This is a genomic window from Companilactobacillus mishanensis (genome assembly GCF_003946505.1).
Taxonomy (GTDB): Bacteria; Bacillota; Bacilli; order Lactobacillales; family Lactobacillaceae; genus Companilactobacillus; species Companilactobacillus mishanensis.
In genome coordinates this window covers 152,424-178,400 of record NZ_RHON01000004.1, presented here as the reverse complement: position 1 = coordinate 178,400, position 25,977 = coordinate 152,424, and the positions used below count along the sequence as shown (strand labels likewise).

23 protein-coding genes are annotated in these 25,977 nt (G+C 39.5%); 9 read left to right on the top strand and 14 right to left on the bottom strand.

What is annotated here, in order from left to right; translation table 11 throughout:
* Positions 1-120: 120 nt before the first annotated feature.
* Complete coding sequence (locus tag EKM63_RS06250; protein WP_125704816.1) at positions 121-885, top strand: biotin--[acetyl-CoA-carboxylase] ligase; 765 nt, start codon at positions 121-123, stop codon at positions 883-885.
* On the opposite strand, the gene EKM63_RS06245 is transcribed toward EKM63_RS06250, so the two are convergent.
* The 7 genes from EKM63_RS06245 to EKM63_RS06215 all read right to left on the bottom strand — a co-directional run bounded on the left by EKM63_RS06245 (position 877) and on the right by EKM63_RS06215 (position 7,268).
* Positions 877-2,103, bottom strand: a complete 1,227-nt coding sequence (locus EKM63_RS06245; RefSeq protein WP_125704814.1) for an NRAMP family divalent metal transporter — start codon at positions 2,101-2,103, stop codon at positions 877-879. The genes EKM63_RS06250 and EKM63_RS06245 overlap by 9 nt on opposite strands.
* A 21-nt stretch (positions 2,104-2,124) precedes the next feature.
* The gene (locus tag EKM63_RS06240; protein ID WP_125704812.1) at positions 2,125-2,874 is read right to left on the bottom strand and encodes a LamB/YcsF family protein; all 750 of its coding nucleotides are present in this window, start codon (positions 2,872-2,874) and stop codon (positions 2,125-2,127) included.
* A gap of 78 nt (positions 2,875-2,952) precedes the next feature.
* A complete protein-coding gene (locus tag EKM63_RS06235; RefSeq protein ID WP_125704811.1) occupies positions 2,953-4,266 on the bottom strand; it encodes an acetyl-CoA carboxylase biotin carboxylase subunit in 1,314 nt (437 codons plus the stop codon).
* Positions 4,267-4,276: 10 nt separating this feature from the next.
* On the bottom strand, positions 4,277-4,681 hold the full coding sequence (locus EKM63_RS06230) for an acetyl-CoA carboxylase biotin carboxyl carrier protein (protein WP_125704809.1): 405 nt from the start codon (positions 4,679-4,681) through the stop codon (positions 4,277-4,279).
* A 15-nt stretch (positions 4,682-4,696) separates the two neighbouring features.
* Positions 4,697-5,713 carry a 5-oxoprolinase subunit C family protein gene (locus EKM63_RS06225; protein ID WP_125704807.1) on the bottom strand — a complete coding sequence of 339 codons (1,017 nt, stop codon included), beginning with the start codon at positions 5,711-5,713 and terminating at the stop codon, positions 4,697-4,699.
* A complete protein-coding gene (gene pxpB / locus EKM63_RS06220; RefSeq protein ID WP_125704805.1) occupies positions 5,706-6,440 on the bottom strand; it encodes a 5-oxoprolinase subunit PxpB in 735 nt (244 codons plus the stop codon). Before pxpB ends, EKM63_RS06225 begins: the two co-directional genes overlap by 8 nt.
* Positions 6,441-6,689: 249 nt before the next feature.
* Positions 6,690-7,268, bottom strand: coding sequence for a TetR/AcrR family transcriptional regulator (locus EKM63_RS06215; protein ID WP_125704803.1), 579 nt, complete (start codon positions 7,266-7,268; stop codon positions 6,690-6,692).
* Between the two features lie 641 nt (positions 7,269-7,909).
* Here EKM63_RS06215 and EKM63_RS06210 point away from each other — a divergent pair.
* The gene (locus EKM63_RS06210; protein ID WP_125704801.1) at positions 7,910-10,462 is read left to right on the top strand and encodes a YhgE/Pip domain-containing protein; all 2,553 of its coding nucleotides are present in this window, start codon (positions 7,910-7,912) and stop codon (positions 10,460-10,462) included.
* A gap of 462 nt (positions 10,463-10,924) precedes the next feature.
* On the top strand, positions 10,925-13,024 hold the full coding sequence (locus EKM63_RS06205) for a KUP/HAK/KT family potassium transporter (protein ID WP_125704799.1): 2,100 nt from the start codon (positions 10,925-10,927) through the stop codon (positions 13,022-13,024).
* 109 nt (positions 13,025-13,133) lie between these two features.
* On the opposite strand, the gene EKM63_RS06200 is transcribed toward EKM63_RS06205, so the two are convergent.
* Entirely contained in the window at positions 13,134-13,703 is a 570-nt protein-coding gene (locus EKM63_RS06200; RefSeq protein ID WP_125704797.1) for an LOG family protein, read from the bottom strand.
* A 91-nt stretch (positions 13,704-13,794) separates the two neighbouring features.
* The gene (locus tag EKM63_RS06195; protein WP_125704796.1) at positions 13,795-14,352 is read right to left on the bottom strand and encodes a M15 family metallopeptidase; all 558 of its coding nucleotides are present in this window, start codon (positions 14,350-14,352) and stop codon (positions 13,795-13,797) included.
* 96 nt (positions 14,353-14,448) lie between these two features.
* Between EKM63_RS06195 and EKM63_RS06190 the strand changes: the two genes are divergently transcribed.
* Entirely contained in the window at positions 14,449-15,282 is an 834-nt protein-coding gene (locus EKM63_RS06190) for a class I SAM-dependent methyltransferase (RefSeq protein WP_225418266.1), read from the top strand.
* A gap of 16 nt (positions 15,283-15,298) precedes the next feature.
* Here the strand turns inward: EKM63_RS06190 and EKM63_RS11300 are convergent, their stop codons facing one another.
* The 5 genes from EKM63_RS11300 to EKM63_RS06170 form a co-directional block, all read right to left on the bottom strand.
* Entirely contained in the window at positions 15,299-15,445 is a 147-nt protein-coding gene (locus tag EKM63_RS11300) for a hypothetical protein (RefSeq protein ID WP_153494198.1), read from the bottom strand.
* 308 nt (positions 15,446-15,753) lie between these two features.
* Positions 15,754-16,437, bottom strand: coding sequence for a Crp/Fnr family transcriptional regulator (locus EKM63_RS06185; protein ID WP_172968611.1), 684 nt, complete (start codon positions 16,435-16,437; stop codon positions 15,754-15,756).
* 25 nt (positions 16,438-16,462) lie between these two features.
* Positions 16,463-17,017 carry a ferritin-like domain-containing protein gene (locus EKM63_RS06180; protein ID WP_125704794.1) on the bottom strand — a complete coding sequence of 185 codons (555 nt, stop codon included), beginning with the start codon at positions 17,015-17,017 and terminating at the stop codon, positions 16,463-16,465.
* Positions 17,017-17,247, bottom strand: coding sequence for a heavy-metal-associated domain-containing protein (locus EKM63_RS06175; RefSeq protein ID WP_125704792.1), 231 nt, complete (start codon positions 17,245-17,247; stop codon positions 17,017-17,019). The genes EKM63_RS06180 and EKM63_RS06175 overlap by 1 nt, the downstream gene beginning before the upstream one ends.
* An 82-nt stretch (positions 17,248-17,329) precedes the next feature.
* Positions 17,330-19,180, bottom strand: a complete 1,851-nt coding sequence (locus EKM63_RS06170; protein WP_125704790.1) for a heavy metal translocating P-type ATPase — start codon at positions 19,178-19,180, stop codon at positions 17,330-17,332.
* Positions 19,181-19,885: 705 nt separating this feature from the next.
* Here EKM63_RS06170 and aroC point away from each other — a divergent pair.
* From aroC to aroB, 5 genes are read left to right on the top strand one after another with little or no spacing between them, the layout of a single operon-like run.
* The gene (aroC, locus tag EKM63_RS06165) at positions 19,886-21,064 is read left to right on the top strand and encodes a chorismate synthase (protein ID WP_125704788.1); all 1,179 of its coding nucleotides are present in this window, start codon (positions 19,886-19,888) and stop codon (positions 21,062-21,064) included.
* A gap of 27 nt (positions 21,065-21,091) precedes the next feature.
* On the top strand, positions 21,092-23,062 hold the full coding sequence (gene tkt, locus EKM63_RS06160; protein WP_125704787.1) for a transketolase: 1,971 nt from the start codon (positions 21,092-21,094) through the stop codon (positions 23,060-23,062).
* A gap of 4 nt (positions 23,063-23,066) precedes the next feature.
* Positions 23,067-23,876, top strand: coding sequence for a shikimate dehydrogenase (aroE, locus tag EKM63_RS06155; protein ID WP_125704785.1), 810 nt, complete (start codon positions 23,067-23,069; stop codon positions 23,874-23,876).
* Between the two features lie 24 nt (positions 23,877-23,900).
* Positions 23,901-24,893, top strand: a complete 993-nt coding sequence (gene aroF / locus EKM63_RS06150) for a 3-deoxy-7-phosphoheptulonate synthase (RefSeq protein ID WP_125704783.1) — start codon at positions 23,901-23,903, stop codon at positions 24,891-24,893.
* Entirely contained in the window at positions 24,894-25,964 is a 1,071-nt protein-coding gene (gene aroB / locus EKM63_RS06145; protein WP_125704781.1) for a 3-dehydroquinate synthase, read from the top strand.
* Positions 25,965-25,977: the final 13 nt, after the last annotated feature.

The following is a 25,977-nucleotide window of genomic DNA, read 5'->3' as shown; positions in this document are numbered from 1 at the left end:
TTTGCTTGTAAATATTTTACTCCTTGAAATCTAGGGATAATCTTCTGACAATACATAAAAATATTTTCGAAAAATGGTCCAAAACTATAAATGATAGAATAATTGGATAAAGGAGTTCTCATGACTAATACAATTCTCGCCAAAAATGAAATAGCTAAGTATCTGAATTCCGGCTTAAATATCCTGACATTCGACGAAATAAATTCGACTAATGACTATGCAAAAAAGCTTGCTGAAAAACGCCCAGATACTGCCATCTTGATAGTTGCCGACCATCAAACAGCGGGATACGGCCGATTCAAACGTGACTTCTACTCACCTTCTAACACTGGAATCTACATGAGCCTACTTCTACCAATAAATAAGATTGAGACCGACTTGCCGACCTTGAAAGCCTGCGTTTCCACTGTTAAAGCATTACGGCTGAATTTTCCCAATGCTGATTTAAAAATTAAGTGGATCAATGATATTTTGTTAAATAATAAAAAAATTTCCGGAATTCTTGCGGAATCTATTAATGACGGCAAAAATGGCATCGCTTATGTAATTCTTGGCATCGGAGTCAATCTCAACACAACCGATTTTCCACTAGAGATTCAAGACATTGCCAGTTCCATCACCGACTCGGTCACAGTAAATAGAAACAAAATAATTGCTGATATTGTAAATGAGTTCTTCAAAATCAATCATGCTGAAAATTTTCTAGCCGAATACATCCGATTTTGTGGCACTATCGGAAAGCGTGTTGAACTGGTCAATGGTAATCAGCACATCGTTGGTACAGCAGAGAAGATAAAATCAGATGGGTCTCTAGTAATAAAAGATGACAAAAAAAATCTCCACTGCTTCAACAGTGGAGAAATAACTAAAGTATATTTAAAATAACTTAATTAATGTTTCAATACTAGCAAATAACATAAATGCGACAACTATCCAACCAGTGATAGCCAAGAATAATGGATGATGATAATCACCGATTATTTTTTTCTTATATCCAGCAATCAACAGAATTGAAAGTGAGATTGGCAGGATAAATCCATTGATGGCACCAACAACGACTAGAACCTTTGCTGGATTTCCAATGAAGTAGAAGATGGCGGCTGAAATCACGATAAATGCTACAACTATCGCACGATTATATCTTGCCAACTTCATTTCTGATTTTGCCGTGTGCGTGTAATTCAAGAATGAAATCGAAGTGAATGTCGATCCTAAAGTCGATGTCATCCCTGCAGCGAATAACAAAATACCAAAGAATTTATAACCAAAGTTACCGGCAGCATATTTGAAAATCGAAGCTGCTGGATTAGCTGGATCCAGTTTGTATCCAACTGTAACAACGGCCAAACCGGCAAGGAATAGCAAAATTCTGATCAGCGATGCGACACCAATACCAGTAATTGCACCTTCATTGACGTATTTCAATTCTTTTTTACCAGTGAGCCCACCTTCAATCAGACGGTGGCCACCTGAGAATGAAATATATCCACCAACAGTACCACCAACGATAGTAACGATTGAATAAAAGTCGATATTTGTCGGCATAAATGTATGTGTAACGGCAGCTTTATAAGGAACGGCCATGACACACATTATATAAATCAAAATGGTGATTTTAACGACGGCTAAAACTTGAACAGTTCGATCCATGACTGTCATCGCATTCTTGGCTACGAAAACTGCTATAGCAAAGCAGGCGGCAATTATCGCACCATTTTCGGGAGATATCCCGAACAACACATTCAGCCCTAATCCGGCTCCACCAATATTACCGATGTTGAATAGTAAGCCACCGGCGGCCACTAGAAATGACAGTACATAACCTAGTCCAGGCAAAATTTCATTAGCAATAACCTGAGCACGTTTTCCGCTGACAACGATGATTCTCCAAACGTTCATTTGAACCACGAAGTCGACGATGATACATAGCAAAATGGCAAATCCAAAATTGGCACCCATTTGCCCAGTAAAGGTAGCAGTTTGTGTTAAGAAACCTGGTCCAACTGCAGCCATCGCCATTAAGAATGCCGCACCCATCGCAATACTTCTCGGTGAGCGGCCGGCTGACGGAATCTCCTTAACTACTTCTTCTTCTTTTTTCATGCAGTTTCCCCTATTCATATATTAAAAAGTTTTTATTTCAATCCCAGCTTCCGATAATCCGTTTCTCAATTCTTTAACAATATCCAATGCCGCCTGATTGTCTCCATGAACACAGATGGAATCAGGCTTTAACGGAATCTTAGTCCCGTCTAGAGCAATTATTTCTTGATTATTTATCATTAGAGCAACTCGTTTGGCAACTTGTTTTGGGTCTTTTATCACAGCATCGGGCAAACTTCTACTTACTAAAGTCCCGTCAGCATTGTAGTTTCTATCACCAAAGGCTTCCTGTGCAAAAGGAATGCCAACTTCTTTTGCAGCCGAGATCAATTCGCTATTAGCCAATCCATAAATCGGTAAATCACCATCTACTTGGGCAATACCTTTACAGATTGCGACGGCCAAATCATGATCCTTGACAGCTGCATTATACAATGCTCCATGCGGTTTAACATGATGTAGCTTCTTCGACTTCGTAAATGCCAGCAAGGCACCAACTTGATATGTCACCATATGTTGTACTTCAGCAGGTTTCATGTCCATCTTGCGACGGCCGAACCCCTGTAGATCTGGAAATCCAGGATGAGCTCCGATACCGACACCAGCTTCTTCGGCTAACTCAACTGTTTGTGCCATCACATCAGAATCACCGGCGTGATAACCACAAGCGACATTAACTGAACTAACAAGTGGAATTATTTCAGAATCACGACCGAGGCTATATCTACCAAAAGCCTCACCTAAATCACTATTTAAATCTATAGTTGCCATTTTCTAACCCCCTAAATGTTTTGTTTTGAATATCTGTAACTAACAAGTGTCGCGGAGTATGTTTGATAAAAATCCCCACTAATTTGATTTCGTTAACTTATCTAACCAACCGATATCAGTATTGTTAGTCAAATATTCAGGTTCTTGCAATACTTGTGAAAGGAAATCTAGATTTGTTGCGATGCCGGCGATAACTGTCTCATTTATTGCCTCAGACATCTGCGTGATAACTGTGGCTCGATCTGGTCCATATGAAATAATTTTTGCGATCATTGAATCGTAATTTGCTGGGACAGAGTAGCCTTGATACAAAGCACTATCAACTCTGATTCCATGTCCAGCTGGCAAATGTAATGCATCAATTTTTCCGGCAGTCTTAGCATTTACACGACATTCCAAGGCAAAGTTTTTTCTTGTAACTTCCGCAAATGGTAATGGTTCGTCTTGTGCAATTTTTATTTGAAGGTCGACTAAATCAACATCAGTCGTCAATTCAGTAATTGGATGTTCGACCTGAACACGCGTATTCATTTCCATAAAGTAGAATTTGCCTGGTCCATCAAATAAAAACTCCATCGTACCAAGGCCTTCATAATGAATATCCTTGGCAGCCTGAACTGAGACATCGTACATTTGTTCACGGGTCTCTTCGTCCAAAGCATAAGCTGGAGCTTCTTCGATTACTTTCTGGTGACGACGCTGCAAACTGCAATCACGTTCACCTATTGCAACGGCGTTATTGAATTTATCTGCTGCAATCTGAACTTCAATGTGACGCGGATGTGCTAGATATTTTTCGACATACATATGACCATCACCGAAAGCACTCTGTGCCTCTGACTGAGCAAGATTAAATTGGTTTTCAAAATCGTCTGGTGAAGTAATGACACGCATCCCTTTACCACCGCCACCGGCACTAGCTTTGAGCATGACCGGATAGCCAATTTCTTCAGCAGCGTGCTTGGCATCTTCAAAGCTCAAAAAATCTGAATCACTTCCGGGAATTACTGGAACTCCAGCTTTTATCATCGTTTCACGGGCGGCAGCTTTTTCACCCATTATCGAAATAACTTTTGAGCTAGGACCAATGAATTTGATATTGGAATCCTCGCACAATTTGGCAAAATCAGCATTTTCTGACAAAAAACCGTATCCAGGATGGATGGCATCTGCTTGCGTTATCTGTGCAGCGGAGATCAAGCTTTCCTGATTCAAATAACTATCCTCAGGATTGGGTCCACCTATGCAGACTGATTCATCGGCCATCGCAACGTGCATCGCCGTTTTGTCCGCGGTCGAATAAACTGCAACACTCGGAATATTCAAGATTTTGCAAGCACGAATAATACGAATGGCAATCTCACCACGGTTTGCAATCAATATTTTTTCCAAATGTCACACCTCAATCTTTCAAAGTAAATAGTGGTTGATCGAATTCAACGGTCTCCCCATTTGAAACGAGAACTTTGTCGATAGTTCCTTCAACTTCGGATTTGACTTCATTCATCATTTTCATGGCTTCAATTATTCCGACTGACTGCCCAACTGCAACAGTGTCTCCAGCTTTGATCATTGGAGCTTTATCAGGTTGCTCTGAAACATAAAATGTACCAACAAATGGTGCATTGATAGTTCTTTCAGCTTCAACTTCTGCTTGTTGTGAGACTGTTGGAACTACTGTCTGTGTGGCAGGTTCAGACAATTTCTGCTTCAAAATAATATGTCCTTGTTTGTCATCGATTTCTAAATGGCTAAGGTTAGCATCCTGCAACATTTTTATCAGTGCTTTTACTCTATCTAACTCCATTGATATACGTCCCTTCTACTTACTTTGTTTGATCAATTTTTCAATTCTGACCGATTTTCTTCTAATTGGACCTATCGGTTCATCGTATCTATTTTCATAAAATTTAATAAAAGTATCATTCAAAATTTTCCGTTTAGCGACTAATTTATCCATAGCCTCATCTAAACCTACTTTGACAAAACGGAATTTCACACCTGGGCGAGTCTGGATCAAATCCACTAAATCGGCAGCAATTACTGTTCCGATAACTGGATAACCCCCGGTGGTCTGGCGATCAGCCATCAAGACAATTGGGCTACCGTCACGAGTTATCTGGATGTTTCCAAAAACAGTTCCTTCAGAAAGTAGACTCTTTTCTGGCGTTTCTAATGGTTCACCTGATAATCTGTATCCCATTCGATCCATCTGTTCAGAGATTTCATACTCCTGATTTGAGAATTGCTTATGAGCAGCTTCTGAAAACATGTTCCAGTGCGGACCTTCAACAAAATGAACGTCCTGTATTTGTTCAGGTTGTAAGGAAATTTTTCTAGCATTGAGGCTCGGCATGACAACACTTTCAATTATTGGAACATTATCACCATGCTGCAAGGCAGTACCGTCGATACCACCCATACCAGTTCTCAAAGTTGTCGAGCAACTGTCTAAAACTGGGCGAGTGGTAACACCACCATTAGCGAAAGCAATATATCCATAGTTTCCTTCTGTCATTTGCCCAACATTCAAAATCGATCCGGCTGATACTTGAACGGCGCGATTCTGTTCGATTGGTTTATTATTCAACGTTGCCTTCAATTTACCCCCAGTAATGGCGATAAACGTATCACAACTGAATTTCATCGTTGGACCAGCTAAAACAAACTCCAATCCAGCCGTACTCAATGGATTGTTGACCAACATATTAGCCAGTCGAAAGCTGAATCTATCCATTGCTCCAGACTCAGGGAATCCTTCTATTTGATGGCCCGTTCGTCCTCTATCTTGGATAGTAGTGGACAATCCTGGATTTAAAATTTTTACAAAATCAATCATTAGATTCCCCACCTTCCTTGATAACGTTCAACTGATATTCTCCAGCTTCATCTTGAGCCTGAATAGCGAAGTATTCATCTTTGGTTATTGGCTTAAATCTAATATAGTCGCCAGATTTGTACTTCAAAACTGGATCAGTGACATCATATAATTTTACCGGCGTACGACCGATCAAGCGCCAGCCGCCTGGTGATTCGACTGGATACATGCCTGTTTGTGCTCCGGCAATACCGACTGAACCTGGAGCAATTTTCTTACGTGGAACTTCCAGTCTCGGCATGGCAATGTTTTCTGGGACTGATCCCATGTAGGCGAATCCCGGCAAAAATCCCATCATATATATGAAGTAATCCGTACTCGAATGTAATTTAATCAACTCATCCACACTAATAGAAGCAAAATTGGCAACGTCATCCAGATCAGGACCAAACTCGCGGTCATAACAAACAGGCAACTCAACGATAGTTTTTTCAGTCGATTGTTCACTGTCTGAAGTTTCGATCAAAGTGTCGATCTCATCGATCAAGTCGTGATAAGAAGTTAAGTCATAGTCAAAATTGACCGTCAAAGTATGATATGCCGGAATCACACCAATCACACCGACAGCTTTTTCTTCAATCAACTTTCGAGCCACCAACTGAATCAACTTATTCTCTTGGACATCTATCTGCTCGGGAAAAACCACTTCCAGCGCTTGTTCACTAATTTGGAAATAAGAATAATCCATCTGTCAGCCCCCTAAATAATTAGAAATAAATTAATTTAATTGTAATGGTAATTTGACCATCATTCAATGGAAGAATATTTTCCTTTCTTTAAATACTCACATGTCGGTTAAATATCAACCACTTCAAAAATTGAATAACTCAAATAAGCTAAATTAAATTCTTATAAGATAAATCGAGTTTTTATTAAAAAAAGGTTCCGAGCGACGTTACCGAACTGATAGCGTTTCTCGAAACCTAAATAGTTGTTTCTATTGTTCTTTATTGATAAATGATTGGACACCCGAAAAATCGAGTCGTAATAAATAATTCTTGAATTCCTCTTTAGTAAACTTGGCTTGTCCACGATAATACATTCTAAAAAGCATCGTGACATTACGGATCATAAAGCTCGAGATGATTGTCGCATCCAATTTTGAAATATGGTACCAATCTCGTAAAGCTTTCGCAAAACCAGCAGCAACATTATTTTCCACTTGCCTTGATAAAAAACTGTATTCATCTGACATCATTAAGAAAGTCAGGAAATCTCTTGAGCGGTCAAAATAGTCAAAAACATCATCAAAAATTCGTCCGGAAATTGACATTGTTTCGCCAACAGGTCTCTGAGTAATGATGGTTAATAATTGATTTGATAATTCATCAACGAAAGTATTAACAAAATCATCAATAGAATCATAATGTAGATAAAAAGTCTTTCGATTGATTCCCGCCTTTTCAGTCAAAGCTTTGACGGTGATATCGCGATATCTATTATCCCTAGATAAATCTCGGAAGGCGTCCCTCAATGCTTTATTTGTTTTTTGAACACGTCTGTCTACTACTGCCATTGTTATGTCTCCATTTAAAATGTTAAATTTACAATAATACTCATATTTGGAAAATATGTGGTTGATATTTTCTATCTAAAATTTTACTGTATTCTACACACATGTGTATTAATTATTAATATTATATAATACATTTAAGGAATAGGTGACGATTCTTTACTACAATTTTTCAGAATTGTTCAACTATCGTTGGTCCTTCCGTATCACATGTGTTATTTAAAGATTAATCTCCCTGTAGAGCTATTTCATTATCACTATATTATTTTTTCGAAAACGCACTCACTGCCATCCAAGCACTGACTCATCAGTGTTCAGTAAGTTAAGTTGTAGAAACTCCTCAGATACGATAACTCACCAATGTTTTATTCCGCAGTAATTCATTGATAAAAATTCAGGGATCAGTGCAAGACACTGAAGTATTATTCTTTACCTCCCCTAAATCAGAAGACCGCCCTCATAAAAGTGGCGGTCTTTTTTTCGTCCAAAAATATATATTTTATGGGAACGCTTTAATATTAAATAACCATTTAAGCCACATAACATGGTAATATGTGGTTGAATTACTCTATTAATCCCTATAGTATCTTACTACACAAGTGTGTATTATCTTGCTTGATGAAAAGAAGAAATGGAGGAATGATATGATTCGAGCTGAATGGAAATATCTTGCTAAGCACAAGTTCATGATGATCGTTATGATAGCAATCATCTTCATACCATCAATCTACTCCGTAACTTTCTTACAATCCATGTGGGATCCTTACGGAATGCTGAACAAGATTCCCGTGGCAGTCGTAAATCACGACGAGTCCACAAATTACCAAGGTACAAATTTAGCCGTTGGTAAAGATTTAAGCAAGACCCTCAAGAAATCCTCAGCGATGGATTTCGAAGTAGTAAAAAGTGGTTCAGAGGCATCCAAAGGTCTAGCCAACGGGAAATATTATATGGCGATTACCATACCAAAGAATTTCTCAAAAAATGCTACTACTTTAATGAAGAAAAATCCTAAGAAAATGGTTTTACATTATGAAACGAGCGCTGGCCATAACTATATAGCCTCAAAAATGACCGCTTCTGCAGCAAAACAGGTCGCCCAATCTGTTTCTGAAGAAGTCACTAAAACGTATTCCAAAACCATGTTTGCTTCCATCAAGAAGCTAAGTAACGGTATGGATACGGCAGCCAAAGGTAGTAATAAATTGGCAACTGGTAGTGAAAAGCTGGTGTCAGCCAATAACACAATGACAAGTGGCCTCGATACTTTATCATCTAGTTCACTGACGTTCGCAAATGGTGCAAATACTTTGAATAATGGTTTAAACACCTACGTCCAGGGAGTTTCATCAGCAGCGAACGGAAGCTCTACTCTAGCAACTGGATTGAACCAGCTGAACAGTAGTACTTCTTCTCTATCAAGTGGAGTTGGCCAGCTTTCAACAGGTGGTAAAAAATTAGCATCAGGAGTTCAAAACTATACTTCCGGTGTTAGCCAGTTGAACACAGCTGCTGATTCCTTAAATAATGGGACTAGCTCACTAGTATCCGGAGCCGGAACATTGGCTACTAATGCCAACACGCTCGATTCTGGACTAAGTCAAATTGCGACAGCCAGTGACGCTTTGACGAAACAACTCGAGCAAGTTGGAAATGGCAGTACAAGTAGTAGTCAATTAAATGATTTGAGCAGTTCATTAACAGATCTCAAATCACAATTGAATGAAAACAGTACTACAAAATCTTCAGCGTTGAAATCTGATTTAGAGAGTCTTCAAACTGAAATCGATAATCAAAGTCAGAATCAAAAAGACAGCATTAAAAGTCGAGTATCCGCAGCCGCTGACCAAAAAGGTCTGACCGCTGATCAAAAAGCCGCCATGTTGTCGGCCGTTGAAGGAACCAATGATACTTCAACCACTGACACAAGTGCTTTGAAGAAATCAGCCAATGCGCTGAGTGCAGATATTGATTCACTCTCGAGCACACAGGCAACGGCAAATAATGATATAACAACCGTCATCGCTGAACTGGCCAAAAATTCAGCTGCTCTGACAACTCAGATCCAGTCTGCCTCGTCAGGTATGAACCAGCTTTCTCAAGGCATTGGACAATTGAGTTCAAACAGCCAACAACTAGCCAGTGGTACAGGTCAAATATCTGCTGGAACTAGCCAACTTGTCAGCAACAACGCAAGTTTGAATAATGGTGCCAATTCCCTAAACAGCGGGTTATCAAGTCTAAACAGTCAAGTTCCAACGTTGACAGGTGGCGTTTCACAATTAGCTACTGGCGCAACGCAACTTAATTCTGGATTGAATACATTATCCGCTAACAACTCCACATTGACATCTGGTGCAGGACAATTAGCCAGTGGCGCCACACAAATTTCTAGCGGTGCTGACCAGCTACATTCGGGATCCACACAGATGGGTTCAGGACTCGGCCAAGTCTACGATGGAAGCAACGATTTATCAACTCAACTCGCCAATGGCGCTAAAGAGTCAAAAATCAATCCGTCAAAACTGACTTATGATCAAGTCGCACAACCAACTAAAACAACTCACACTGAACGTGATGACGCGCCAAATAATGGTACTGGTATGACACCATATATGCTTTCTGTATCATTGTTCATTGGTGCCTTAGCGTTCAACTTGATGTTCGATATGTACACTCCACGTAAATACCCTCACAGCGGATTCGCTTGGTGGGTCAGCAAGGCATCCCTAATGGCAGGATTCGTCTTAGCTGAGAGTATCGTTGTTTATATCCTATTGAAAGTTATCGACGGATTGGCTCCAATTCATCCAATCGCAACTTTCTTCATGGTATTCTTCACCGGCCTGGTATTCATGGCAATTGTCTCCTGGCTCAACCTAGTTGCCGGTAAGGTTGGGTCGTTCATCAGTATGATATTGCTGGTGCTACAACTTGGAGCATCTGCCGGGACCTACCCTATTCAATTAACGAACGGGTTCTTCCAAAAACTGCATCCATGGCTACCTATGAGTTACTCCGTGGATGGTTTCCGTGCAACTCTGATGATCGGTAGTAATGCTTTACCTCAGATTCTCGTGTTGGTTGGTATTACTGCTGTGTTCGGATTCTTGAGTTTTCTATTCTATACTCGCCGTCGTTCTCGTATTAAAGAGATTGATTATACAGAGGAAGCGTCTAAGCATTCCCTGGTTTAACGGTTTAGAGGCTTTTGCTTCCGATTCCGAAGATAAATCGATTTTTGGGCCGTGACGTGGTGGGCACAATTTCGAGCCTTACTTCGTAAGTCTTGAAACTTGACCTTATTCTAAGCGTACTTCGTACGCAAGAATAATTTCACCACTTGGCCCAAATCGATTTATCTTCTACATCTAGATAGAAACTCTTGCGCCTGATTTGTATTTATTTTTTGTTTGATGTTCAGATTTAGGTTAGCTTGAAATCAAGGTTAAGTATTATAGCAAAAAGTGCCTGAAAACTTTCGTTTTCGGGCACTTTTTTTGATTCTATTTATGATTTCTTGTAAATAAGTATGGCTGGTATGCTGGTTAATACGATCGACAATTTGCATGATAAAAATAATGATGAAATATAGTTCATTATAATTGATAAATTAATAACAACATACTAGTATCCTAATTGCATATGAGGTGATACAAATGGCTATTAAAAAGATTTCCTCATTTTCAAAACTTGGCATGTTGATTACTTTAGGCATTGTTTATGGAGACATTGGTACTTCTCCACTTTACGTTATGAATGCCATTATTCATGATGCCGGGAAAATGCAACAGGCTGTTCCTGAATACATCATCGGCTCGATTTCTCTGATTTTTTGGACTCTAATGCTGATAACTACAATCAAATATATTGGAATCGCTATGAAGGCTGACAACCATTCTGAAGGTGGTATCTTCGCTCTCTATGCCTTAGTTCGTTCAAAAAAATGGCTGGTCATTCCTGCTTTGATTGGCGGCTCGGCTCTACTTGCGGACGGAACTTTGACTCCAGCTGTTACTGTCACTTCTGCCATGGAAGGTCTCAAAGGTCAAACAATTGGTGGTTTCGTGCTTCCTAACAACCAAAGTATTATCATAATTTTAGTCACAGTAATTTTATTAACAATTTTTATCATTCAAAAATTTGGAACTGAGAATATTGGTAAATCATTTGGACCTATCATGTTGATCTGGTTCAGTTTTATCGGTGTCGCTGGTTTCATCAATATCACGCACGACTGGTCAATATTCAAAGCTCTATCACCAATTTACGCTGTTAAAATTTTGACAAGTCCTGTTAATCACGTTGGAATATTTATTCTTGGTAGTGTATTCCTAGCAACAACTGGTGCCGAAGCTCTGTATTCCGATATGGGACAAGTTGGAAAATATAATATATACGCAACTTGGCCTTTTGTCTGCACAATGCTAATGCTTAACTATCTCGGACAAGGTGCCTGGGTCATCAACCACTACCTTGATCCTCAATATTTCAATGTTGCCAACATAAATCCATTTTACGAAATGTTACCAGGCAATATGAAATTCGCTGCGATAATCATTGCGACGTTTGCCGCAATCATCGCATCGCAGGCGTTGATAACCGGATCCTTCACGTTAGTTGAAGAAGCAATTGGATTAAAAATGCTTCCAAGACTAAGAGTTAGATTCCCTGGGAAAATCAAAAGTCAGTTGTATATTGGAACAGTCAACTGGGCACTTTGCTTAGTAACCATTGGAATAGTTTGGAGCTTTCAGACTTCTGAACATATGGAGGCCGCTTATGGTTTAGCCATTACTTTGACCATGTTGATGACAACAATCCTTCTGCATCAATTTTTGATCATGAAAAAACATCCCTTACTGGCAAATATTTTCGTAAGTTTCTTCTTCACATTGGAGACCTTATTCCTAGTCTCCAGCCTGACAAAATTTATTCATGGTGGCTATGTAACAATCATAATCACCACTCTGATCTTGATGATAATGGTGATTTGGTATTTCGGAAACAAGCGTCGCGATTATCACTCAAACGAGAGTCAATCCGTTTCCCTAATAGATTATGTCCCCCAATTCCAGAAATTAAGTCAGGATAAAAACGTACCAATGTACGCTACAAATCTGGTGTTCATCAGCCGAGTTGGAGAAGATTATTCCATCAAACGAGCCATAATCTATTCAATTTTGGACCAAGAACCAAAAAGAGCCAAAGTATACTGGTTCATCACAGTAAATCAGACCGATAAACCCTATGAATGTAATTACACTGTAGATATGATGCACACCAGAAACGTGGTGGATGTTCAATTGAACGTAGGATTCAAAAAATCACAGCACGTAAATATTTACATCAGACAAATAGTAAACGCCATGCTAGACGATAAAGTAATCGACCCACAGACACCAAAATATACAGTAATGCCCAACCGCAGAGTAGGATCGTTCAAATTCGTAATCCTAAACGAACAATTCCAAGACCTAGGAGCCCAAGAAGAATTAGCAAGTTGGGACCGATTCCTAATAGGAGGACGCCTATTGTTGCAGAACCTAACACTACCCCCAGCCCTATGGTATGGCCTAGAATTCAGCGATGTAACTGAAGAAAAAGTCCCACTATTCTTGGTAAATCACACCGACCCTTACCTAGTTAAAGAGAAAGTAAGAAACGAAGCTGAGAGTGATCAGGAAAAAGAAAGAGATAGCATCGAATTAAAAGAAAAAGTGAAAACTGAAACAAAAGAAAAAGTTTTAAATGATTAAAAAGAAAAAAAGTCTTGTACCAGAGTCAAGAATTGACGAAGGAACAAGGCTTTTTTGTAACCCAAAGGTAACCAAATGAAAAAAACTGATTCCTTAATAGAAATCAGTTTTATTTGACGTATTCGCGAATCTTAGGTGGGATGTATGTTTCCATGAACATCCAAATATCATCGAGAGAATCTGAGAAAAATAACTTGTCATTATCTTCTTGAGTCAGAAAACCTTTAGCAGTCATATCATCGAACATTTGCTTCAAAGGATCGTAATATCCATCTACGTTGTAGAACACGCAGGGGTTACTGTTGTCACCCAAACGAGCCCATGAAAAAGCTTCAATAATTTCTTCAAGCGTTCCTGGACCACCTGGTAAAGCAATGCATCCGTCAGAAAGCTCCAACATTTTTTCTTTCCGAACAGACATATTTTCAACAACTTTTAAAACTGTCAATCCATCACAGGCTGCCCCTCGATCAACCAATTCATGTGGCATGATTCCTAGAACTTTGCCACCTTTATTCAATACTTCTTTGGCGAGAATCCCCATTAAACCGACTCCGCCGCCACCGTATACCAAATCAAGTTTATGATCGACTAAGTAGTCAGCCAGCTTGATTGCAGCATCCTTATAAATATCATCGTTACCCTCTGAAGCTCCGCAGTATACAGCAATTCTTTCCATCTTTATCTCCTTTTGCCTTTGAAGATTACATTACCATAGTTCAAAAGGAGTGAATCACTAGCTTATTAATAATTCTTACAAATAAATCATTCTAAAAATATTCATTTGGATCGACACTACTGGGACCATACTCGTCCATTTCTGAATCTCGATAGTCCCACCATTCATTTTCGTAACCAACAAATCCAGCTTGCTTCATAGCTGAATCTAAAATCTGATAATTGTTATCTTGAATTTTAGTTCTTGGAGATTTTCGAAAAGCAGCTTCAGTGAAATCATCAAATTCAGTTGGCATTTCCATTTCATTACCATCCATATCACAAATCGTTAAATCAAATGTGACACCCTTTTGATGCGAAAAATTAGGGTTTGGTTTAGCTACAAATTCCGGATGAGGATATACTTCGAACAACTTCTCCTGAGCTTCGACCGGACGATAGGCATCCCAAACTTTGATACGATAGCCTTTTTCTTTTAAAATTCTGCTGGCAACTGCCAACTTTTCAGCCGTCCCCGTTCGAGCGATTGCGACGTTAAAATCATAGATAACTTGCCCAGTAAAATTATTCATGGTGGCGTAGCGAAGTTCAACAATAATGCTGGGATCGAGCTTTTGAATATTAGTGAAGCCAGTTTTACGTGAATCCATGTAAGCACCTCCATTAGATTGTTCATTAAGTATATCTGGTATATCGCTTGGATTCCATCACTTATCTGTTAGTCTGATATTAATGAGGTGAGCAACTTGTCTGATAACAATAAAGAAATACTCGATAATCAGGAAAACTGGAACGATCGTGCAGAAATACATATGCAATCAAAATTTTATGACGTAGACGGATTGGTCCAAGATCACGACGAAATATCAGTCACTACACAGCATGATTATGAAGTCTTAAAACCCTTTCTACCTGGCAAAACTATCAGCGATTTAGATTTATTACACCTCCAATGCCACATCGGAACCGATACCCTGTCTTGGAAACGTCTGGGTGCAAAACAAGTATATGGACTAGACTTTTCTGAAAACTCGCTGAAATTTGCCAGAGAAATTTCCAAAAAAGCTACCGAACCCATCACATATGTTCAAGGGGATGCAAGATATGCCTCCCAAAAAATCGACAGGAAGTTCGACGCAATCGTGACTAGCATGGGTACAATAACCTGGCTCCCAGACCTAACAGACTGGGCACAATCAATCAGTGAACTATTAAAATCCGGTGGAACATTCATGATAAGAGACGACCACCCAATGTTGGCGGCCTTAAATTTCGGATCAATGCACGTGACAGCATCATATTTTGAAGGCAATACCGACACCTACGAAAGTGATAGCTCATACACCGATAATTCCCAGCACAAAATAAAACACACAACCAATCACAATTGGAATCACACCTTCGAAGAAATCATCAATAGCCTGATACAAGCAGGCTTAACAATAGAGTTTCTAGGAGAATACGACAAAACTGAGTGGAAAGCATTGCCATACCTTAGAGAAAAAGACGACTGGTACATCCTTCCAAAAAAATACCCAAAAATTCCACTAACATTCGCCCTAGTATGCAAAAAGAACTGATTACCAAAATAAGGAATCAGTTCTTTTCGTTTTTAAGATTCTTTTTATAAGCCTTGAAAAATTTGATAAATTCAGCCTTTTCAGCTTCACTCTCAACATGACCATCCCAAAGCCGATTGTTCTCAGCAATCAAATTATCAAGTTCAATCCAGTCCTTATGCAAAGTATCATCCCCTCAATTTAAAACAAGTATACACGCATTGTTCACCCAATCCCCTAAAACAAAAAAATAGTCAGGACCAAAAAATCAGTTCTGACCATCCCACAAATTACTAGTGGTTATTTCTATCTAGATGTAGAAGAGAAATCGATTGGGGCTCAGTAGCTATATTTTGCTTAGGCGAGGAACTCGACTTAGCAAAAGGGCCAGCTTGAAGATTTCCCTGAACTTGGGAAAGCTCCAAGTGGTCCAGCTACGTTCCAGCCCCGCAACAATCGATTTCTCTTCGGAATCGGCAGTAAAACCAAACCCTATACCAACATAGCCAACCCATCAGAATCAAGAATCTTAACCTGCAAACCCTTGTTTTCCAACAAATTATCACTAGCCATCTTAGTAAGCTTACGACTAATAGTCTCCGGAGTAGTGCCAAGATAAGTAGCAATGTCCTTCTTCTTTAGCGGAAGAGTAAACCGAGCATCATCCAAACCAGCACTAGTTTCAAGAAGATAATTAGCCAAACGACTTTCCACACTTGCGGTAGTAACTTCAGTTGTTTGTTGCTCCAATTGAGTGATCCGTTGGCCAAAAGCATTGACCATATTTACAGCTAGCTCAGGGGAGGATTTCATCAGTTTCTGGAAGTCGCCTCTAGAAATCTGACAAACATCTGTATCCATCAATGCTTCTGCAAAACTTGTTCTCTCGGAGTTAGAGAATAGTGCAGCTTCACCGTCGAACTCACCAGTTTGAAGGATCCGCAACATCTGTTCCTTACCGTTAGCAGCAATTTGGTAAACCTTGGCTTGTCCATGAGCTACGATCATCAAGGCGTTCGCTTCATCGCCAGCTTGATATAAGAACTCGCCCGCTTTGAAGTGGTGTGCTGATACGATATCAGCCACGATTGCCAAATCTTTTTCAGGTAATGATTGGAAAATTGTTACCAAACTTAAACAGTCTTCGCCTGTATGTTCATGAGCCAGTTTTGCCATAATTATTGCTCCTTATCTGGAAATTTTATTCGTCGTCATCATCGTCGTCTTCAAGACCTTCTGTAGCAGTCTTGCCAAGTAATCCTTGGAATACACGGATCTGATGATTGTTCCAACCATACATTTCGACTAATAGTTCTTGAAATGCTGGACGGTCTTCTTTTTCTGCTAATTTAATCGCACGTGTGACAAACATATTATCAGTAACTAAATCTTGAACTATTGTTTCAAGCATTTCGTCAGCATCCAAATATTTGTTCTCACCATGTTCTTCTAACATAGTATATTCTTTGTACTCGTCAGTTGTCGAAGAAGGAATCTCACCTTCATCCAAAAGTTGTTCAGCAATCTTATCAAACCATTCATAATTTTCATAAATAACTTGTGATAAAACAGCCTTATAGTTCTCAGCATTTGGTCCTTTTACGAACCATTGGATTTGATGCAACTTTGTATTTAGAATTGCATGATTTGATAAAACATGGTTAGTCATTGCACCAGCAGTCGGTTTGTGGTGATCTGCATCGGCCTGTTTTTGTTCTGCTGCGAATTTTGATTCAATAGTTGCTTGTTCTGTCATTATGCAATCTCCTTAACTTTGATCTTTTTAACTTCATATCCTAATTCAGTGATTACTTTACCTAATTGATCAGCAGATACTTTATCTTCGTCGAAATCTGCTTTAACTTTTCCAGCATTGAACAAAACTTTGACATCGGAAACACCGTCTTGATTTTGTACTGCCTTTTGAATCTTTGTCATACATGATGGGCATGTTAAATCGCCTAATTGTAAAATTGCTTTTGCCATAATTTGTTTCCTCCTTAATCGTTAACTCTATAGTAGTACCTATTTGCGGATATTAAATTGATCTATATCAAGAAAATCAAATTTATCTCAATAATCTCATCGCATTAAAGATAACTACTAAAATACTTGCTTCGTGAACGAACATTCCACTGGCCATTTGGATAACTCCAACTAATAGACCTAATAGAAGTAATGCGACGGTACCAACAGCGATAGTGATATTTTCTTTAGTATTAGCAACTGTTTTCTTTGCCAAAATATAAGCATGTGCGAGTGATTTGAAACTTGATTTAACTAAGACGATATCAGCTGTATCGATGGCAACATCTGTACCAGTTCCCATTCCGATACCAATATCAGCTGTAGCTAGTGATGGACTATCATTGATCCCATCACCTACGAAGGCAACTTTTCTACCTTCGGCTTTAAATTGTTTAACGAATTCAACTTTTTGTTCAGGTAATAGTTCTGCATGAACTTCGTCAATCGGTAATTTTTCAGCAACACGTTGTGCAGCCAATCTATTATCACCAGTCAACATAACGATTTTTGTCATGCCGGCTTTCTTAAGAGCTGTAAGACCTTCAAATGCATCTGGCCTTAGTTCATCATTAACTCCGACAATCAGTCTGATTTCCTTGTTAATTGCCATCATAACGATAGAATCGCCATCATCTAATCTGGCATCGATTGCTTTTCTGTTTTCTGGAGTGATTTCTACTCCATTATTTTGCATTAATCTTTCATTACCAACTAAAATCTCTTGTGAGTCATCTGTTCCGACCATTCCTTGACCTTTAACAGTATCTAGTTCTGGCATTTCTGGAAGATCCTTGATTCCTTCGTTAGCAACAAATTTAGTGATAGCACGTCCCAAAGGATGATCTGAATTGCTTTCAACTGCTGAAAGGATTGCCATATCAGCGTTTTTATCTGTACCAAATGAGTCCATCTTGGAAACTGTCATTTTACCGGTCGTTAATGTTCCTGTCTTATCCAAAACTAATGTATCAACGTGTGAAAAGCTATTTACGGCATTTCCACCTTTCATCAAGATACCATTTTTGGCTCCGTTACCTATTCCGGCAACGTTTGAAACTGGGGCACCAATGACCAAGGCACCAGGGCATCCAAGCACTAGGACTGTGATCGCCAATTCAAAGTTTTGTGTGAAGATCCAAACTAAAATACCGATCACCAAAACTGCGGGTGTGTAATATGTAGCAAACTTATCAATAAATCTTGCGGCTGGTGATTGACTATCTTGAGCCTCTTCAACTAGTTCGATGATTTTACCGAAAGTTGTATCTTCACCAACTGTTGATGTTTCGACAGTGATTGTTCCGTTGTCGATCAGTGAGCCAGCAAAGACTGGATCACCATCTTCTTTTTCAACAGGTGCGGATTCACCTGTAATAGAAGCTTCATTCACATAACCAGTTCCGTCAACGATTTTTCCATCAACGGGAATTTGACCACCGGGTTTGACCACAACGTGATCTCCGGCATCTAAGTCATCAATATCCACAGTCGAAATATTTCCATCATCATCTATGAGTTCGGCCTGTGTTGGTGCCATTTGTGTCAAATCTTTAACAGATGAACGTGTCTTTTGTAATGTTCTCTGTTCCAAGTAATTACCGAATAAGAATAAGAAGGTAACAACGGCAGATTCTATATATTCACCGATTATGAAAGCTCCGATAACCGCGATTGTTACCAATAGATCGATACTAATTACTTTATTTTTCAAAGCTGAGAATGCGTGCAAGGCGATAGGAATTGCTCCCATAATACTTGCGATGATCATTAAGATGTTTGCGACTAAGTCCATCTTAATTAAGTATGTAAAGAATAAACTTACAACAATCAATACTCCGATGACTGCTGTTAATTTATTTTGATGTTTTTGTAGCCAGATATTAAATTTCATTTTCTTGCTCCCCTTTCTAACTTACAAATCATATTGTATGGGGTTTTGACCCAAATAGAATTGACCTAAGTCAAGTTTACAATTTTTCTTGAAAAAGTTTTATAAATAATTTGTTGTATGAAAAAGATGCCAGAATCGTTATAATAAAAGGGCTTTACGACAACTATCGAATAAAAAAAATATACATTACACTCAATCTAATAGTAGAAAATGCCTAAAGGTCGCTTGCAACCCAGATATTCCTGTGCTATTGTATATGAAAATTAGAAATTGATTAAATTTATGAAAGCAGGACTAATAATGATAATGTCTGTTAACAATCAACCGTTAAGCATATCTTCATCATGGTATTACTACTATTTCGAGAAGTGACCGAGTCACCCAAGGGTGCGTCGGTCACGGCGCACTCGTGGAATAGTAGCAATTTAAGATGCTTACTACTTGATCGAGTGGAATTCTTTTAACATCACACTTGGTTGAGTAAGACATTATTTTCATTGACTGTTTGTTTATTTAGCGGCCGACCAAGTGTTTCTTCACACTTAGTTGGCCGCTATTTTAGTCTCTCTAAGTGCTTCGCACATAGAGAGACTTACGCAAATGCCAAGGGCATTTACGTTCAGATTGAAAAGAACCAGAGTTTATCGAGAAACCTAGATTAGCGCTCCGCGCTTAGAAAGACTAAAAATCAAAGAGGTATACAAAATGAAATATATGACTGCCGGAGAAAGCCACGGACCAGAAGAAATCGCAATTATTGAAGGAATTCCTTCAGGACTTCATCTTACTGAACAAGATGTAAATAAAGAATTATCTCGTCGTCAACATGGCTACGGACGTGGTCAACGTCAAGTTATTGAAAGTGACACTGTTAAATTTCTATCAGGTGTAAGACACCAAACTACTTTAGGCTCACCTATTACATTGAACGTTCACAACGATGACCATAATCACTGGGCCAGCATCATGGATCCTAACGAACCAGCCACCGATGAAAATTCAGTTAGAAAAGTTATGAGACCTAGACCAGGACATGCCGATTTAGTTGGCGGAATGAAATATCGTCATTTCAGTGATTTGAGAAATGTTTTGGAAAGATCATCAGCCAGAGAAACAGTTATGAGAGTCGCAGTTGGAGCTGTTGCTAAACAACTATTAAAAGAATTAGGAATCGATGTTCACGGATTCGTCTTAAACATCGGTCCTGCAAAAACTAAGTTGGAGCATCTAACAGCGTTTAATACCCTAAACGATTTACGCCAACAAACAGAGAGTTTCGAAACTAGAACACTAGATGAAGAAACTGATAACGAAATGCAAGCTGTCATCGATAAAGCTAAAAAAGAAGGCAACACCGTTGGAGGTACAGTTCAAGTTTTCGCAACTGGTGTTCCTGCCGGTCTTGGCTCTTATGTGACAGCTGACGATAAGCTGGATGCAAAAATTGCTAGAGCAATCGTCGGAATCAATGCCTTTAAAGGAGTTGATTTCGGAGGAGGCTTCAATAATTCAGAAAAATTTGGTAGCGAAGTAATGGATGAAATCTTTTGGTCAGAAGATAAAGGATTTTATCGAGGCTCTGACAACTTGGGAGGTTTCGAAGGTGGCATGACTACTGGTGAAATGATAGCCGTAAGAGGTGTCGTCAAACCTATCCCAACACTTTATCGTCCGATGCACTCAGTTGATATAGATACACATGAGGATCACAAAGCCAGCATCGAAAGATCAGACACTACCGCAGTAACAGCCGCAGCAGTGATTGCCGAGCATATGGTAGCAATCGAGCTTGCTAAGGCAATCTTAGATAAATTTGATACAGATAACTTAGGCAGATTAAAAGAACAACTAACAGCCTACAGAGAAGAAATAAAGGAATTCTAAAAATTATGTTATAAGAGGAGAACAATTATGGAAGAGGACACACGAAATATAAAAGCACTTAAAATGTTAGCAATCGACGCTATCTCAAACGCAAACTCAGGTCATCCCGGAATCGTACTAAGCGTCGCACCAATGTTATACACATTGGCAACAAGACACTTAGTAGTAGACCCAACATCACCAAAATGGATCAATCGAGATCGTTTAGTTTTATCAGCCGGACATGGATCAGCTCTTCTATACAGTCACCTCCACTTATCAGGTTTCGACGTAAGTATCAACGATCTTAAATCATTCAGAAAAATGGGATCACGTACACCAGGACATCCCGAATTCGGAGTTACACCTGGTGTTGACGCAACTACTGGACCACTTGGCCAAGGCTTAGGGATGGCAGTTGGTATGGCAGTCGCACAAAAGAGATTAGAAAAACAATTTGGAAAATTGATGGACCACAATACATTCGCAATCGTTGGCGATGGAGACTTAATGGAAGGAATTTCTCATGAAGCTGCTGAATTTGCCGGAATAAACAACTTGAACAAGTTAGTAGTTCTCTACGATTCAAACGAAGTTTCATTAGATGGACCAACAAGTCGTTCATTCAAAACTAACGAACGTCAACGCTTTGCATCATACGGATTCGATACTTTCCTAGTTGAAGATGGCGATGACATCGATGCAATCGACGCAGCTATCACAAAAGCCAAAGCATCACCAAATCCAGCATTCATCGAAATTCAAACAATTATCGGTGAAGGTGCTCCCAACGAAGGAACAAACAAAGTTCACGGCGCTCCATTAAATGACGAAGCCTTGAGTGTTTTGGAAGATAACTTGGATTGGCACTTAGCACCATTCGAAATTCCAGCTGAAATTGAAGCTTCTTTCCATGAAAAAGTCGGTGACAGAGGAATTGCTGCTCATCAAGCTTGGGAAAAAGAATTCGATGCAAGTTCTGACAAAGCTGAAATTCTCCGTGACTTCGGTAGCAACGTCAAAGTAGATGAAAGCAAACTAGAGACATTCAAAGTTGGTACTGCCGCTGGTGGTAGAAACATTGGACATACAGCTTTGAACGACCTTGCTAAACAAGTTCCTAATTTGATCGGTGGAGCTGCTGACTTAGCCTCATCAACTAAAACAGAAATTACCGATGGTGGCACATTCTCAGCTGACAATCCATTAGGTAAAAACATCCCCTTCGGTGTTCACGAATTCGGAATGAGCACAATCATGAATGGTATCGCCTTACACGGTGGTTTGAAAGTATTCGGTTCAACTTTCGCAGTCTTCTCAGACTACATGAAGGCCGCAATCAGATTGAGTGCACTACAAAAGCTTCCAGTCATCTACATCTTCACACACGATTCAATCGCCGTTGGACAAGATGGATCAACACATCAACCTATCGAACAACTAGCCGGACTTCAAAGTATCCCTAACTTAAATGTAGTTAGACCTGGAAGTCCTAACGAAATTGTTTCAGCATGGAAGATGGCCGTTGAATCAGTTGACCGTCCAACAGTAATGTTCCTCAGCCGCCAAGATATCGTCGAATTACCAAGCGACAATTCAGCCACATTATTAGAAAAGCGCGGTGGCTACGTTGCATCGTTTGAAAAAGGTAAATTGTCAGCCATCCTGATGGCAACCGGAACAGAATTGGCTTTAACATTGGAAGCACAAAAAGAGCTTGAAGCTCAAAACATCTTCACACGTGTCGTTTCAATGCCTGATCAAGCCAAATTCATGCAACAAGATGTTCTCTACCGTGAAAGTGTTCTCCCTAACAATCAACGTCGTAGGATCGCAGTTGAAATGGGAAGTTCACTCGGTTGGGCTAACATCGTTGGCCTTGACGGTAAAATCATCGGTATCGACAGTTTCGGAAAATCCGGAGCTTCTGATGTTGTTATAGAAAACTTCGACTTCACTGTTGATGATGTTGTCGCTGAAGTTAAGAATCTCCTCTTCAAGATGGAGAAAGTAGGATAAGGAAATGGATATAGAAAAAAACTTGTACGGTGTTATCGGTTTTCCAGCCAATCATTCTAAATCACCATTGATGCAAAATGCCGCGATGAAAGATTGCGATATCAACGCTGAATACAAAGCTTTTGAATTCGCACCTGATAAGCTTAAGAAAGAAATTTCAAAATTAAAACAGCAACACATCAGTGGTTTCAATGTGACAATGCCATACAAGAATCAAATCCTCGACTTTCTCGACGAAATCGACCCGATGGCAAAAAAATTAAAATCGGTCAATACAGTTAAACGTGTTGGTGACAAATTCATCGGGACATCAACTGATGGTTTGGGCTTCTGGCAAACTATCAACAATTCGCCCAAGAACGTTATCCTGATTGGCTCCGGTGGAGCTGCTCGAGCAATCCTAGCTTACAAGCCGGAAAATACCAATATCAGAATTTTCAATCGTAATTCAGAAAGATTCGAATCCCACGCACAACAGATCAAATCATTATTCAACATAAATTTGGAAGACTTAGCAGAAATTGATGACGCGCTTCCAAACGCAGATTTGATCATCAATGCCACAAATGTTGGTATGAGAGACGATAAGAGTATTTTGACTCAAGCAGATTTTAACAAAGTAACCAAACCCGCTCATGTAGTGGATATTATCTACCGTGACAATCCCACGACATTTATCAACTTTGCTCGTCAGGCCGGGCTTAGCGCTGAAAACGGATTGAACATGTTGATTGCACAAGGTGCTTTGAGCTTTGAGGTATGGTTCAATAAGACAGCACCAATTGATTTAATGACAAAAATGGTAAAAAACTAAAAAAACAAAAGAGGAATTTAAATAATGATAATCGAATTAAAGAATGTAGAAGACGCTAACAAAGTGATGCAACAAGCAACAGAAAACAAATTGGAACATGTATTCCAACATAATGACCGTGTTGGTTTCGTCGATCAAAAAGCTTTGGAAGATGTACCTTTCAAAATCGATAATGTAAAACAAGTTATTACTGATCATCCAGCAGCTATTCAAGCCAGCCGTTTATTCCACCCAGAAAACACTGTTATCAAAACAAAACATAGTGTTATCGGTGACGGAGGTTTCGCCTTGATTGCCGGACCAGATTCAATCGAATCCGCAGAACACGTACTCTTAATGGGTAAAGATGTTCAAGCATCAGGTGCAACATTGCTCCGTGGTGGTTCATTCAAACCCCGTACAAACCCATACAGTTTCCAAGGCCTTGGTGAAGAAGGACTCAAATGGCACCGTGAAGCTGCTGACAAATTAGGCATGGACATGGTTACTGAAATCATGGATACCAGAGACTTAGAAATGATCGACAAATACACAGATATTTTCCAAATTGGTACTCGTAACATGCAAAACTTTGCTTTGTTAAAAGCCGTTGGTAAAACTAACAAACCAGTCGTTCTAAAACGTGGTATGTCAGCAACTATCGATGACCTATTGAACGCATCTGAATACATTGCTGCCGGTGGTAACCACCAAATCATCTTGATGGAACGTGGAATTAGAACTTTCGACAACAAATACACTCGTAATACATTCGATGTTTCTGCAATTCCTGTTTTAAAAGATTTAACTCACTACCCAGTTATCGGCGACCCATCACACGCCGCTGGTGTAACAAAATTTGTTGAACCAATTGGCCTTGCTGCTGCCGCTGCTGGTGCTGATGGCTTGATGGTAGAAATCCACAATCATCCAAAGGAAGCCTTTGTTGATGGTAAACAAGCTCTTACACCTGAACAATTCGACCATTTGGCACACGTTGCAACTGACATCCACAACTTAGTGAAAGAAGAGAAATAAATGATAACCGTAACTCTACCTGATAAACAATACGATGTGAAAATCGAAATGGGCTTGAATCGCCAGATCGGACAATTAGTCCAAGAAGTTTGGTCAAACAGAAAAGTCATCGTTATAACCGATGAACAAGTTGGTGATCTTTACTTACATACGACCGTCAATCTACTGAAAAAAGCTAAATTCGACGTTATCACTGCTACCGTTCCAGTCGGAGAACATTCAAAGAGCCTCGACTACGTTGGAAAAATAATCCAAAAAATGGCAGATAACGGCTTCACACGTGGCGATGGCGTAATTGCTTTAGGCGGTGGAGTTGTCGGTGACCTATCCGGAACTGTCGCTAGTCTCTACATGCGTGGGATTGCTTTTATCCAAATCGCCACTTCCCTAACTGCTATGGTCGACTCAAGCGTTGGTGGCAAAACCGCCGTCAATCTTGGTAAAGTTAAAAATATTATCGGCTCATTCTATCAACCAGATCTAGTCGTGATCGACCCGATTTTCTTAAACAGTTTATCTGAAAGAAATCTTGTCGAAGGTTACGGCGAAGTTGTTAAATGTAGTGCTTTAGTAGGCGGAGATTTCTTCGAACTCACTGGAAAAATTTCCAAAGTGGATGATATCTTAAGCAATGCTCAAGAATTGATCGAACGTTCAGTCGGATTCAAAGCTAACGTGGTTATGCAAGATGAAAAAGAAAGCAATCTTCGTCGCATTCTCAACTTTGGCCACACTTTAGGACACGCAATCGAATTATTAGCTGATGGTAAATTGATGCACGGCGAAGCAGTCGCAGTCGGCATGGTAACAATTTCTGAATGCTTCGAAGCTACTAAAATCACTCCTAAGCACGTGACTGAAGATATTCGCAAACGTCTTGAGGCTGTCGGCTTACCGACCTCTTCAAAGTTGATTGGAACTCCAGAGTTTTTCGACCATCTAAAAAATGACAAGAAAAACCAACATGGAATTTTGAATCTAGTCGCTTTAACTGATATCGGACAACCAAAAATTGTCCCTACTAAACTGACAGACATGCCAGAGTTTGTTTCTACTATTACTAATAACTAATCAGAAAATATCT